This window comes from Actinomadura nitritigenes (assembly GCF_017573545.1).
Lineage (GTDB): Bacteria > Actinomycetota > Actinomycetes > Streptosporangiales > Streptosporangiaceae > Spirillospora > Spirillospora nitritigenes.
The window spans coordinates 33,984-47,419 of record NZ_JAGEOK010000027.1; the positions used below are offsets into that span (position 1 = coordinate 33,984).

The 13,436-nt window shown below is 74.2% G+C and carries 11 protein-coding genes; 6 read left to right on the plus strand and 5 right to left on the minus strand.

The features are described from left to right. The first annotated feature begins 36 nt into the window (after positions 1–36). The gene (locus J4557_RS34535; RefSeq protein WP_208270979.1) at positions 37–714 is read left to right on the plus strand and encodes a DUF4328 domain-containing protein; all 678 of its coding nucleotides are present in this window, start codon (positions 37–39) and stop codon (positions 712–714) included. Here the strand turns inward: J4557_RS34535 and J4557_RS34540 are convergent. The 3 genes from J4557_RS34540 to J4557_RS34550 all read right to left on the minus strand — a co-directional run bounded on the left by J4557_RS34540 (position 711) and on the right by J4557_RS34550 (position 5,001). Then, complete coding sequence (locus J4557_RS34540; RefSeq protein ID WP_307800378.1) at positions 711–4,097, minus strand: DNA polymerase III subunit alpha; 3,387 nt, start codon at positions 4,095–4,097, stop codon at positions 711–713. The two genes, J4557_RS34535 and J4557_RS34540, sit on opposite strands and share 4 nt — an antisense overlap. A gap of 1 nt (position 4,098) precedes the next feature. Continuing rightward, the gene (locus J4557_RS34545; RefSeq protein ID WP_208270980.1) at positions 4,099–4,374 is read right to left on the minus strand and encodes a DUF6504 family protein; all 276 of its coding nucleotides are present in this window, start codon (positions 4,372–4,374) and stop codon (positions 4,099–4,101) included. Between the two features lie 321 nt (positions 4,375–4,695). Beyond that, positions 4,696–5,001, minus strand: coding sequence for a hypothetical protein (locus tag J4557_RS34550; RefSeq protein WP_243776812.1), 306 nt, complete (start codon positions 4,999–5,001; stop codon positions 4,696–4,698). A gap of 235 nt (positions 5,002–5,236) precedes the next feature. On the opposite strand from J4557_RS34550, the gene J4557_RS34555 reads away from it, so the two are divergent. The 4 genes from J4557_RS34555 to J4557_RS34570 all read left to right on the plus strand — a co-directional run bounded on the left by J4557_RS34555 (position 5,237) and on the right by J4557_RS34570 (position 10,214). Further along, positions 5,237–5,938, plus strand: a complete 702-nt coding sequence (locus J4557_RS34555) for a TetR family transcriptional regulator (protein ID WP_208270981.1) — start codon at positions 5,237–5,239, stop codon at positions 5,936–5,938. 65 nt (positions 5,939–6,003) lie between these two features. Further along, a complete protein-coding gene (locus J4557_RS34560) occupies positions 6,004–6,966 on the plus strand; it encodes a quinone oxidoreductase family protein (protein WP_208270982.1) in 963 nt (320 codons plus the stop codon). A gap of 54 nt (positions 6,967–7,020) precedes the next feature. Continuing rightward, a complete protein-coding gene (locus J4557_RS34565; protein ID WP_208270983.1) occupies positions 7,021–8,364 on the plus strand; it encodes a DUF4389 domain-containing protein in 1,344 nt (447 codons plus the stop codon). A gap of 137 nt (positions 8,365–8,501) precedes the next feature. Further along, a complete protein-coding gene (locus tag J4557_RS34570) occupies positions 8,502–10,214 on the plus strand; it encodes a serine/threonine-protein kinase (protein WP_208270984.1) in 1,713 nt (570 codons plus the stop codon). 24 nt (positions 10,215–10,238) lie between these two features. Here J4557_RS34570 and J4557_RS34575 read toward each other — a convergent pair whose 3' ends face one another. Beyond that, the gene (locus tag J4557_RS34575) at positions 10,239–11,198 is read right to left on the minus strand and encodes an alpha/beta hydrolase (protein WP_208270985.1); all 960 of its coding nucleotides are present in this window, start codon (positions 11,196–11,198) and stop codon (positions 10,239–10,241) included. Between the two features lie 172 nt (positions 11,199–11,370). Here J4557_RS34575 and J4557_RS34580 point away from each other — a divergent pair, with 172 nt between their 5' ends. Beyond that, entirely contained in the window at positions 11,371–12,774 is a 1,404-nt protein-coding gene (locus tag J4557_RS34580; RefSeq protein WP_208270986.1) for an amino acid permease, read from the plus strand. Here J4557_RS34580 and J4557_RS34585 read toward each other — a convergent pair. Continuing rightward, a complete protein-coding gene (locus J4557_RS34585; protein ID WP_208270987.1) occupies positions 12,771–13,415 on the minus strand; it encodes a LysE family translocator in 645 nt (214 codons plus the stop codon). The genes J4557_RS34580 and J4557_RS34585 overlap by 4 nt on opposite strands. Between the last annotated feature and the right edge of the window lie 21 nt (positions 13,416–13,436).

A 13,436-nucleotide genomic window follows, 5' to 3' on the forward strand; every position in this document is an offset into this window, starting at 1 on the left:
AGCGAACGGTAAAAAGGGGCCCTCGGAGGTGAAACCATGCCGTGTGCGCTATGCGGCGACATCATCCCGTCCGAGGTCGCCCGGTGCCCGGCATGCGGGGCCTGGGCGCGGCGCCGCGACTTCCGCGCCGTCGGGGTGGCGGTGTTCATGCTGCTGGGCTTCGACGCGTTCGTCTCGCTCGGGTCGGGGATCAGCCTGCTGCGGATGGCGCGCCCGCTGCACGACGCCACTCATGACACCTACGACGCGTCCGTGACGGACAAGGCCCTCACGCCGTACCAGGACGTGTTCCTGATCGGCGCGATCATGGCGGCGGTCACCGGGATGCTGTACCTGGCGTGGCTGTGGCGCGCGTACGGGCAGTCGCCGGGGCCGCACCGGCACCACCGCGCGTGGGTGCTGCTCGGCTGGTTCTGCCCCGTGGTGAACCTGTGGCTGCCGCCGCGCATGGTCTACGAGGTGTGGGTGAACAGCGGCCGGTACCGGACGACGGAGCGGCAGGCGGCGGGCCTCGTCGTGGCCGCCTGGTGGGCGTGCGCGCTGGTCGGCCTGCTGCTCGCCCGGATGTTCGGCCACGGCAGCGTCGACACGCTCGCCGACGCCCGTTTCGACGTGCACGTGGGCGTCGCCGCGTCCGCGTTCCAGGCGCTCGCCGCCGCGCTGTGCATGGCCACCGTCTTCAAGATCACCCGCCTCCAGGTGGCGCGCGACTAGTTCGGGGACGGGCCGGACGAGCCTCCGCTGGTGTGCCAGAGGGGCGCGCGCGGGGGCCGTTTGACGGCGGGTCCGGCATGGCCGATGTCGGAGTACGGGGACATCGCGAAACCGGTCGGCTGGACGACGCGGCGGCCGGCCGGGCGGCCCTGCGGTCCCCGCCGGGCCATCGCGGAGCGGACGGCGTCCAGGCCGCCGCGCCGCCACTCCTCGTAGAGGGTGTTCAGGTCCCAGCAGGCGGTCGCGGTGATCGAGACGGCGCGGGCCCCGGCGTGCCGGACCCGGCCCCGGACGACCAGCAGCCACGAGCCGAACACGGTCGCGGCGCACCGCTCCTGCACCGACTCGAAGAACGCCAGGTCGACGGGGCCGGTGGCGTCGTCCAGCGTGGCGAAGATGACGCGCTGGCCCGACCGCACCGCAGGGGTCTGCGTCGCGACCTTCACCCCGGCGACCAGCACGTCGGATCCGGCGGGGCGGCCCGGCAGCGCGGCGGCGCGGACGATCCCGAGGCCGTCGAGGAGCCCGTCGTAGAACCCGAGGACGTGCCGGCTGACGTCCATGCCGAGGACGTCCAGCTCGGCCTCGACGATCTCGGCGGGCGTCATCGGCGGCAGCTCGCCGAGCGGGACGGGTTCGGCGAGGCCGGGCTCGGCGCCGGACAGGCCGCCGTCGCCGTCCTCGTGGTCGAGCGGCAGCTGCCCCTCGACGGGCGCGGCGCCGGAGCGGCGGGGCCGGGAGGTGACGCGGTCGAGGGCGCCGACCCGGCAGAGCAGGTCGCGGCGCGGCACCGGCCCGCCGCCGGGGCCGCCCGGGTACAGCGCGTCGAACGCCCCGGCGAGGACGAGCCGCTCGGCGGTCGGGCGGGACACCCGGGCGCGCCGCCAGAAGTCGGTCAGCGACGCGTACGGCCGCGCGCCGACGATCGCGCCGACCTCGGCGTCGCTGATGCCCCTGACCTCGTTCAGCGCGACGCGGATGCCGGTGGCGCCGCCCTCGGAGACGGGTTCGGCGTGCCACTGCGGCGCGGACCGGTTGACGTCCAGCGGCAGGATCGGGACGCCGAAGTGCCGCGCGTCGTCCAGGATGACCCGCTTGGGGTACATGCCGGGATCGTGGGTGAGGACGCCGGCGTAGAACGCGGCGGTGTGGTGCCGCTTCAGCCAGGCGGACTGGTAGGTCGGCAGCGCGAACGACGCGGCGTGCGCCTTGCAGAACCCGAACGCGCCGAACGCGGTGAGCGTCCGCCAGACCCGTTCGACGGTCGCCTCGCCGTAGCCGCGCGCGAGGGCCTTCTCGCGGAACCAGGCGCCGACGACGGCCTGGCCGCGCTCGTGGTTCAGGCTGCGCCGCGCCGCCTCCGCCGTCGACAGCCCGCAGCCGGTCATCACGTCGAGGACGCGCAGCACCTGCTCGTGGAAGACGACGACGCCGAGGCTCTCCCGCAGCACCGGTTCGAGGTCGGGATGCGGGTAGTCCGGGGCGCGGGTCCCGGCACGGGCGTCCAGGAACGGCGTCACCATGTCGGAGTTGACCGGTCCGGGGCGGAACAGCGAGATGTCGATGACGAGGTCGTCGAGGTTCCACGGCTGGAGCCGGCCGATCAGCTCGCGCTGGCCGGGCGACTCGATCTGGAAGCAGCCGAGCGTGCGGGACGTGCGGATCAGCGCGAAGGTGTCGGGGTCGTCGCGCGGGACGGCCTCCAGATCGATCTCCTCGCCGGTGGTCCGCGCGACCTCGGCGACCGCGTGCGCCATCGCCGACTGCATCCGGACGCCGATGACGTCGAGCTTCAGCAGGCCCATCGCCTCGACGTCGTCCTTGTCGAACTGGCTCATCGGGAACCCGAGCGCGCTCTGCTCGACGGGCACCCGGTCGCGCAGCGTCGCGTTGGACAGCAGCACCCCGCACGGGTGCATCGCGATGTGCCGGGGCAGGCCGTCCAGCCGTTCGGCGATGCGGAACAGCACGTCGAGGCGGCCCTGCGACAGGTTGCTCTGCCGCAGCTCCGGCAGGTCCCGCAGCGCGGCGCCGATCTGGCTCGCGCGGATGTGCGGGAACGCCTTGGCGATCGCGTCGATCTCCTGCGGCGGCAGCCCGACGGCGTTGCCGACGTCGCGGATCGCGCTGCGCGCCCGGTAGGTCTCCATCATCGACACGCACGCGGTGCCGTCGGCGCCGTACCGGGCGAACAGCGCCTCGTACGCCTCCAGCCGCCGCGCCGACTCCACGTCGAGGTCGATGTCGGGCAGGCCCTCGCGGCTGTCGGCGAGGAACCGCTCCATGACCAGGTCGTGCCGGAGCGGGTCGAGGTCGCCGATGCCGAGCAGGTGGTTGACCAGGCTGCCCGCCCCCGAGCCGCGGATCGCGCAGCGGATGCCGCGCGACCGGATCAGCGCGGCGGCGTCGGCGACCGTGAGGAAGTACGAGGCGAGCCCCTTGCGGGCGATCACGCCCAGCTCGTCGGCGAGCCGCGTCTCGGCGCGCCGCGACCCCGCGAGGCCGCGCCGGGCCATCCCCTCGGCGCAGCGGGCGGCGAGCCGGGCGTGCGGGTCACCGGCCGCCTCGGGCAGGTGCACCGCGTCCATCCCCAGGTCGCGGCCCGGATCCAGGACGCACCGCTCGGACAGCCGCCGGGTCTCGGCGAGCAGTTCGTCCGCCTCGTCCGGGCCGCAGGCCAGCTCCGCGACCCGGCGCATCTGCGGCACCGACTTCAGGTAGGCGTGCCCGGTGCGGTCGTCGAGGTGCCGGCGGTCCAGCGGGACGAGGCGCCGCGTCACGTCCAGCACCTGCGCCACCGGATGGTCGGCCGGTTCGAGGTACCGGACGGCGTTGGCGAGCACCGCGGGCACCCCGGACGCCCGGGCGAGCGCGAGCGTCCGCGCCGCCCGGTGCCCGTCGCCCACGTCGTGGTGGTCCACGATCTCGATCACCGTCTCGGCGGTCGCCCGCCAGGCGTCGAGGAGCCGGGACGCCAGGTCGGGGCGCCGCGCCGCGATCGCCCGTCCCACATCGGAGGCGGGGCCGAGCAGGACCACGAGCCCCTCGGCATGGGCGCCGATCATCTCCCGCGTGGTCACCGGGTGCCCCCGCTCGCCCGCCGCGTGCGCCGCGGTGACCAGCCGGCACAGCGACCGCCATCCGGTGCGGCCCTCGGCCAGCACCACGACGCGCTCGCCGCCGGCGAGGCCGAGGTCGGCGCCCACGACCGCGCCGATCCCCGCGGCGTCGCACGCCTGGACGTGCCGGACCGCGCCGTACAGGCCGTCCCGGTCGGTCAGCGCGAGCGTCTCCAGGCCGAGGTCGGCCGCGCGCGCGGCCAGCGCGGCGGGCGGCGCCACGCCGTACCGGAGCGAATACGCCGAAGCGACGTGAAGGTGCACGTCAATCCCATACCCGGGATAGCAGCCAGCTGTCGGACACCGCGTCGTAACGCAGCTCGTAGACCCCGATCTCCCGGTCCGGGGTCGCCTCGACCCGCCAGAACTCCCGCTCGCCGGTGGCCTCGCCGTCGGGATGCTGCTCCCGCCACCAGTCGCGGGTCGTGACCCAGTGCTCCAGGACCCGCCGGACGCGGTAGAGCCGGCCACGCCAGACGAACCGGACCGGACGCCCGTCGCTCGCCCAGACGTCCACCGGGTCGCCGAACACGCGTGTCATCTGCCTCCCCCTCGTGCTCGCCGCACGGGGGAAGGAGCATGCGGCCGTTCGAACATACGTTCGCGACCGAGTCTAGAGACCCCGGCGACCACCGGGCAAGGCGGGGCCCGGGCCGCGCGGCGAGCCGGGCCGTAGCGATCGCGAGCGAAGCCGGATTCGAGCCTGCGAGAATCCGATCGCGCAGCGAGCCCCCAGGGCGAGCCGGAGCGATGCAGCGATCGCCCGCATCGCCCGTTGAAGGGAGGGCCCCCAGGGCCCGACCGCCGAGGGCGGTGCAATCAACACAGCGATCGCACGCAGCGCCCGTTGAAGGAAGGCCCCCTAGGGCCTGACGCCGAGGGCGATGCAAATGGACACAGCGACGTCGGCGGCGGTGGTGACATCGGCCATGCCGCCGGGCCACAGGTAGGACCAGCCGGTGCCGACCGGGGTGGCGACGACCATGAGCCGCCGGTCCGCGCCCGCACCCGCGCCGTGGACGCTGAGCACGCTCTCGCCCGGCCCGGCGAACCGGCAGGTCAGGCCCCTGGCGTGGAGTTCGCCCGCCAGGGCCGCCAGGTGCCGGCGACGCACCTCGGCGATATCTCGTCCCTCGACTACAGACACCCGCATCAGCCGCCTCAGCATGGACCGGACCGTCTTCCGGACGACCGTGGGCGATCGGACGGCGACGGTTGGTGACCGGCTCTCAGGATGACCCCAAGCGGGGGCCTCGCGCAGGGAAAACGCGGAGAGTCGAAAGGTGTTCTCCTGGTGCGGGGTTCCGGCGAGCGGAACCCGGTTCTGATCCGGAGGTACCGTCCGTGATAGAAGCCTCTCTGAGACGGGCGTCCGGCGCCCGGCCCGGAGAAGGAGTCAGCCGATGACCGCCGCCCCCGCCGGCGAGGAACCGGATCCACCGGAAGGCGGTCCGCAGGAGCACGAGGACGCCCCGCACCGCACCGGGCACGAGCTGGCCGGGCTGCGCGAGCGCAAGAAGCAGCGGACCAGGCTCGCGCTGATCGACGCGGCGCTCGACCTGTTCCTCGCGCAGGGCTACGAGGCCACGACGATCGACGAGATCGTGGCGGCGGTGGAGGTGTCGCAGCGCACGTTCTTCCGCTACTTCGCCACCAAGGAGGACGTCGTCACGAGCTTCCTCGCCGAGCACGACCAGGTGCTGGAGGACGCGCTGGCGGCGCGGCCGCCGCAGGAGCGCCCGTTCACCGCGCTGTTCGAGTCGCTGCGGGTGGTGCTGCGCACCATCGCCGGGAGCGACCCCGCCGACAGCGAGCGGTTCCGCCGGGTCCGGCGGGTGATCGAGGCGACGCCGTCGCTGATCTCGGCGCAGATGGCGCGGTACCAGGCCGCGGAGAACAAGCTCGCCGAGGAGATCGCGCGGCGCGAGGGCGTGGACCCGCTCGGCGACCTTCGGCCCCGGATCGTGGTGGCGTTCTACTCGTCGGCGGCGCGGATCGCGTTCGAGGACTGCGCGCGGCAGGACATCTGGGATCCCGAGACGGTCGCGTCCCGGGTCGAGGAGGCGGTGGCGCTCGTCAGCCGCACGATGCGCGACTGGGTCTGACGGAATAGCCGGTGCGGGCACCGGGTTCGCCGTTGTCGTAGGTTCCCCGAACGGCAGGAGTGGAAATGCGCGCGATCGTCGTCTCCGAGAGCGGCGGCCCCGAGGTGCTGGTGCCCGGCGAGCGTCCCGACCCGGTGCCCGGGCCCGGGGAGGTGCTCGTCGACGTGGCGGCGAGCGGCGTCAACTTCATCGACGTGTACTACCGGACGGGCGCCTACGCGCAGCCGCTGCCGTACGTGCCGGGCGTGGAGGGCGCGGGGACGGTCGCGGCGGTCGGCGGGGGCGTCGGCGACGTCGCGGTGGGCGACCGGGTGGCGTGGTCGAACGTGCAGGGCTCGTACGCGCAGAAGGCCGTGGTCCCGGTGGACAAGGTCGTGCCCGTCCCGGACGGCGTCGGGCTGGACGACGCGGCCGCCGCGCTGCTGCAGGGATTGACGGCGCACTACCTGACCCGTTCGGTGCACGAGGTGAAGCCCGGCGACACCGTCCTCGTGCACGCGGCGGCGGGCGGGATGGGCCTGCTGCTCACGCAGGTCTCCAAGGCGGCGGGCGCGCGCGTCATCGGGACCGCCTCGACGCCCGAGAAGAAGCGGACGGCGCGCGACGCGGGCGCCGACGAGGTGCTGGACTACGACGGCTTCGCCGACCGGGTGCGGGAGCTGACCGGCGGCGAGGGCGTCGCGGTGGTGTACGACGGCGTCGGCGCCCCCACGTTCGACGGCAGCCTGGCGAGCCTGCGGCGGCGCGGGGTCCTCGCGCTGTACGGCGCGGCGGGCGGGAAGGTGCCGCCGTTCGACCCGCAGCGGCTGAACGCGGCCGGGTCGCTGTTCCTGACCCGGCCGACGCTGGCGCACTACACCGCGACCCGCGATGAGCTGCTGGAACGCGCCGCCGACGTGTACGGCTGGATCGTGTCGGGCACCCTCCGGCTGCACATCGGGAAGCGGTACGACCTCGCCGACGCGGCCGCCGCGCACGCCGACCTGGAGGCGCGCCGCACCACCGGGAAGCTGCTCCTCGTCCCCTGACGATCATCCCCTAACGATGATCAGCACGGCGCCGGCTCCCCTAATCTTGCCTCCATGACGACTCGGACCGCCGATCCCCTCGAACAGGACGAGCCCCGCGTTCTCGGGCCCTACCGCCTGCTCGGCCGGCTCGGCCGCGGCGGCATGGGCACCGTGTACCTGGCCGCCGAGCCGGACGGGCGCCGGGTCGCGGTGAAGGTCGTCAACCGCGAGCTGGCCGGGGAGCCGGCGTTCCTCGCCCGGTTCCGCCGGGAGGTCACCGCCGCGCGCCGCGTCCACCGGTTCTGCACGGCGCCCGTGCTGGACGCCGAGCTCGACCAGGACCCGCCGTACGTGGTCACCGAGTACATCGACGGCCCGAGCCTGGAGGCCGCGGTCCGGGAGCGGGGGCCGCTGCCCGGCTCCGACCTGGAGGGCCTGGCGGTCGGGGTGGCGACGGCGCTCGCCGCGATCCACGGCGCTGGCATCGTGCACCGCGACCTCAAACCCGCCAACGTCCTGCTGTCCTCCACCGGGCCCCGCGTGATCGACTTCGGCATCGCCCGCGCCCTCGACGCGGCCGACGGCCCCACCCGCACCGGCCAGTTCGTCGGCACCCCGTCCTACATCGCGCCCGAGGTGCTGCACGGCGGGCCGGTCGAGCAGGCGTCGGACGTCTTCGCCTGGGGCTGCGTCATCGCCTACGCCGGGACGGGCCGCCCGCCGTTCCAGGGCGAGTCGGTCGCGGACACGTTCCGGCGGATCGGCGCCGAGGAGCCGGTGCTGGACGGCCTGGACCCGCGGCTGCGCGCGATCGTGGGCTCCGCGCTCGCGAAGGACCCGCGGAGGCGGCCGACCGCCGAGCGGCTCCTCGCCCGGCTCGTCGGGCAGGAGGCCGCCGATCCGGCGCGGACCGCGGAGACGGTCTCGGCGACCTGGCGGCGTCCGGAGGCGGCGCCCGCCCCGCCGCCGCCCGCTCCCGCTCCCGTTCCCGCCCCGGCGGACGTCCCGAAGCCGCGTCCCTCCGTGCCGCCCGCCGGCGGAGCGCCCGACGACGGCGCGTCCGCCGCCGCGCCGCCCGCGAAGGCCGCGCCCCCGGGGCCGGACGAGGAGACCGTCGTGGTCGACCTGCCGTTCCCGCAGGTGTGGCGCGGCCCGCGGCGCTGGTTCACGCTGCTGCGCGGGCTGCTGGTGATCCCGCACCTGCTGGTGATGCTGCTCATGTACACCGCGCTGGTGCTGGTCATGCTGGTGAGCTGGGTGGTCATCCCGTTCACCGGCCGCTATCCGCGCCCGCTCTACGGCCTGGCCGTGGGCTGCCAGCGCTGGTCGAGCCGCGTCGTGGCGTACGCGTTCGGGCTCACCGGCGAGAAGATCCCGCCGTTCCGCACGCTGCCCCGCGCGCGCCGGTCGCGCTGAGCCGCCGGGGCGCGCGAACCACCCGTGCCGCCCGAACCCGGCCGGTCCTCCGCGCGTCTGAAACGTCGGCGGCCACTAGGGTGCTACCCGAAACCCCCGCAACCTCCCGGCAACCCCCTCCCCAGGAACTTCACACCATGACCACGCACGCAGGAGAGAACGGCGAGGCCATGCGCCCCGAGGACCCCACCGAGCTCGGGCCCTACCGGCTGGTGGGACGGCTCGGCCGCGGCGGCATGGGCACGGTCTACCTCGGCGAGGAGGCCGGCGGGCGGCGCGTCGCCGTCAAGGTGATCAACCGCGAGCTGGCCGGGGAGGCGCCGTTCCGCGACCGGTTCCGGCGCGAGGTGACGGCCGCGCGGCAGGTCCGCCGGTTCTGCACGGCGCCCGTGCTGGACGCCGAGCTCGACCAGGACCCGCTGTACGTGGTCACCGAGTACATCGACGGGCCGAGCCTGGAGGCCGCGGTCCGGGAGCGGGGGCCGTTGCCCGGCTCCGACCTGGAGGGCCTGGCGGTCGGGGTGGCGACGGCGCTCGCCGCGATCCACGGCGCGGGCATCGTGCACCGCGACCTCAAGCCCGCCAACGTCCTGCTGTCCTCCACCGGGCCCCGCGTGATCGACTTCGGCATCGCCCGCGCCCTCGACGCGGCCGACGGCCCGACCCGGACCGGCCAGTTCGTCGGGACGCCGAACTACCTGCCGCCCGAGCTGCTGCGCGGCGAGCCGGTCACCCCGGCCTCCGACGTGTTCTCCTGGGGCTGCGTCGTCGCCTACGCCGGGACGGGCACCGCGCCGTTCGCGGGGAACACCGTCCCGGAGATCTTCTACCGGGTCGCGCACGACGAACCGAAGCTCGACGGCCTCGACCCGGGCCTGCGCGACATCGTCGCCGCGGCGCTCGACAAGGACCCGCGGAAGCGGCCGTCCGTCCAGGAGCTGCTCGGCCGCCTGGTCGGCGCCGGGCAGACGCCCGACCCGGCCGTGCTCGCGCAGACCGTCCAGGCGAGCTGGCACGGCGCCGGGGCGGAGCCGACCGTGCAGGCGCCGCAGGCTCACCCCGCCCCGGCCCCCGCCACGCTGTTCGGCGCGGACGCCACGCGCCGCGACTCCACGCCCGCCGGCGGGCCGGCCGGCTCCGGCGGCGCGCCGAAGCGGCCGCTGATCATCGCGGGCGCCGCCGTCGCCGCGCTGGCCGTCGTCGCCGCGGTCGTGGCGTTCACCGTGTTCGGCTCGGACGGCCCGCCGGACAAGCTCGCCACCGTGTTCAGCGACGACTTCTCCAGCCAGGACTCCGGCTGGAGCGGCGGCCTCTACGGCAGCCAGTACGGCTACAGGGACGGCAAGTACTGGCTCGACGTCGACACCTACAGCGCCGCCCGGTCGCGAGACGTGCCCAAGGATCCCAAGGACGTCCCGGAGAAGATGTTGATGACCGTCACGGTCACCGTCTGGCAGGGCGCGCCGGACGCGCACTACGGCATGGCGTGCCGGTCGGGCGACGACGGCAAGCAGCAGTACACGTTCCTCGTCCGGCACGACGGCAAGGGCGCGACGCTCCGCAAGACCAGCGCCGCCCTCGGCTCCAAGGAGCTGGCCTCCCCCGACTCCGTCCCCGGCTTCGCCGAGAAGGGGCCGAACAAGGTGCAGGTCGCCTGCGAGGGCGAGGACGGCGGCAAGAAGGTCCGGCTGCGGCTCTGGGTGAACGGGAAGCGGGTCGTCGACAAGACCGACGCCGACCAGCCGCTGCCGAACGGCGGGGCGAAGCTGCAGATCGAGCGGGGCGGCAACCAGGCCGACAAGAGCGTCGTCGGCTTCGACGACTTCGACCTCTCCAAGATCACCGGCTGACCGGGAGGACCCGGCCGGCGCGGATCACCGGTCGGCGGGCAGGTAGCCGGCGATCCAGCGGGCCAGCTCGGCGAACACCTCGCCGCGGGCGGGCTCGGCCGACAGCGTCAGGTCGTGCAGCCCGCCGCCGATCCGGACGAGGGTGACGTGCCGGCCGAGCCGGGGCGCCCACTTCGCCATGTGCGCGACGTCCAGGACGGCGTCGGCACCGGTGACGTCGAGGACCTTGCGGGTGGGCCGGACGCTGCGCGTGGACGCCATCACCAGCACGGGCACGTCGATGTCCAGCCCGCGGTGCACGCGCAGCTGGCCGCGGCGGATCGCGGCGAGCCACGCCGCGCGCACCGGGAACCCCTCGATCGGCTTCCAGGCGAGGTCGAAGTCCCATTCGCCCTCGTGGTCGCGGTGGATGCTGCGCGGGTAGCGGTCGCTCACCCCGGCGGGCAGCGCCGCCTTCGGGAACCGGGGGCGCAGCGCCCGCGCCAGCCCCGCACCGACCTTGCGCATCGGCAGGGACTCGTTGATGTCGAGGAACGGGCTGTTCAGGAACACCCCGTCGACCAGGCCCTTGCCCTTCGCCCGGTCGGCCCACAGCGCGGCGATGAGCCCGCCGGTGGAGTGCCCGTTCAGCAGCAGCGTGTCGTGCCCGTCGACGTCCCGGACGATCCGGACGGCCTCGTCGATCTCCGCGAAGTACTCCGTCAGGCTCTCGACGTAGTTCGGGGTCTGGTGCGGCCGCAGCGACCGCCCGTACTTGCGCAGGTCGAGGGCGTAGAAGTCGAAGCCGAGCCCGAGGTAGAAGTCGGCGAGGTGGGCCTGGAAGAAGTAGTCGACGAACCCGTGCAGGTACAGCACGGCCCGGCGGGACGGCTCCGCGCCGCGCCGCCGGACGAGGGTCGCCACGACCTCGCCCTCGGCGTCGCGTCCCATCGGCAGCTCGATCGCCTCGTACCCGGGGCCGAGCACGTCCTCCGTCACGTCCATCGCGTCTCCTTCGCCGTACCGCCACCCTCAGCGTACGGCCAGGGGCATTCCACCCGGAGCCCCCTATTTGGACGTCCGATATGCGAGTCGCCGAGGTCCCGAACTCCCCTAAGGTGAGTGACGACCCCGTCACGGGTCGCGCCCCCCGGCCGCGGACACGGAACCAGGAGCGATGACCGACACCACCGACGACCGCCCGACCCGGCTGCGGACCGGACTACGCCGCCGCCACATGACGATGCTCGCGATCGGCGGCGCGGTGGGCGCGGGCCTGTTCGTCGGCAGCGGCACCGTGATCGGCACCGCCGGGCCCGCCGCCGTCGTCTCGTACGCGGCGGCCGGCGTCCTGGTGCTGTGCGTGCTCCGGGCGCTCGGCGAGATGGTGGTGGCGCGGCCGGTCGCCGGGTCGCTCGCCGAGTACGCGCGGATGGCGCTCGGCCCGTTCGCCGGGTTCACGATCGGCTGGCTGTACTGGTACCTGTACGTCATCCTCGTCGGCGCGGAGGCGACGGCCGGCGCGGCGATCCTGGCCGGCTGGATCGGCCTGCCGCAGTGGTGCCTCGCCGCCGCGCTGCTGGTGGTGATGACGGCGGTCAACCTCGTCTCGGTCCGCTCGTTCGGCGAGTTCGAGTTCTGGTTCGCCTCGATCAAGGTCGCCGCGATCCTGGTGTTCCTCGTGCTGGGCGTGCTCTGGGTCGCCGGCCTGTGGCCCGGCTCCCCCGGCGGCCTGGACGTCCTCACCGGGCACGGCGGCTTCGCCCCGAACGGCGTCAAGGCGATCTTCACCGCGATCGTGGCGGTGATGTTCGCGTTCGGCGGCACCGAGATCGTCACGGTCGCCGCCGCCGAGAGCGCGGAGCCCGGCCGCGCCGTCGCGAAGGCGACCGGCAACGTGCTGTACCGCGTCGCGCTGTTCTACGTGCTGTCCATCCTGCTCGTCGTGTCGATCCTGCCATGGAACGACGCCAAGGTGCTGACCAGCCCGTTCGTCAGCGCCCTGGACCGGCTGGACGTGCCCGCCGCCGGCACGGTGATGCAGGCGGTGATCCTCACCGCGGTCCTGTCGGTGCTGAACTCGGCGATCTACGTCTCGTCCCGGATGCTGTACGTGCTGACCCGGGACGGGGACGCGCCCGCCGGGCTGGTGCGGCTGAACCGGCGCGGCGTCCCCGTCCGCGCGATCCTGCTCGGCACGGTCGCGGCGTGGGCGGCGGTGATCGCCTCGTACACCTCGCCCGACCAGGTCTTCAAGTTCCTGATGAACTCGATCGGGGTCGTCCTGGCGTTCGTCTACCTGGCGATCATGCTGTCCGAGCTGCGGCTGCGCGCCCGGCTCCGGCGGGAGGACCCGGGCAGCCTGACCTACCGCATGTGGCTGTACCCGTACCTGTCGTGCCTGGTCATCGGCGCGCTGCTGGCGGTGCTGGCGTCGATGGCCTTCATGCACGCCCAGCGGTCGCAGCTGATCGCCTCGCTCGTCAGCCTCGCGGTGGTCGCCGCCTGCTACCCGCTGCGCGCGCGGTTCGGCCGCAAGCCGCCCGTCACCGCTCCCCCGGCCCTCACGAAGGCGCCCTAGTCCTTCCTGCCGGTCGCGGCGATGGTGACGCCGAGGCCGATCATCATCAGGCCGCCCGTGCCGCCGATCGCGGCGAGCCGGCGCGGCGACCGGGCGAACCAGCCGCGCGCGGCGCCGGCGGCCAGCCCCCAGCAGCTGTCGCACAGCAGCGCGATCACCACGAAGATCAGGCCGAACACCAGCATCTGCAGCGGCACGTGCCCGTGCCCGCGGTCCACGAACTGCGGCAGCACGGCGGCGAAGAAGACCGTCGTCTTCGGGTTGGTGGCCCCGACGACGAAGCCCTGCCACAGGTCACGGGCGCGGCTGCGGCCGGCGGCGCCGCCCGCGCCGCCGATCGCCTCGGTCAGCGACCGGCGGTGCCGGAACGCCTGGACGCCGAGGTACACGAGGTAGGCGGCGCCCGCCAGCTTCAGCGCGGTGAACACCACGACGGACCGTTCCACGATCGAGCCGATCCCCAGCGCGACGGCGACGACCAGCGCCAGCGCGCCGATCTCGTTGCCGACGACGCTGGTCAGCGCGGTGCCGCGGCCGTGCGCGAGGGCCCGGCCGACCACGAACAGGACCGTCGGGCCGGGGATCAGGATGATGGCCAGCGCCATCGCGGAGAAGGCGAGCAGTTGTCCGGTCGACATCATGGACGAACAGTACGCACCGGA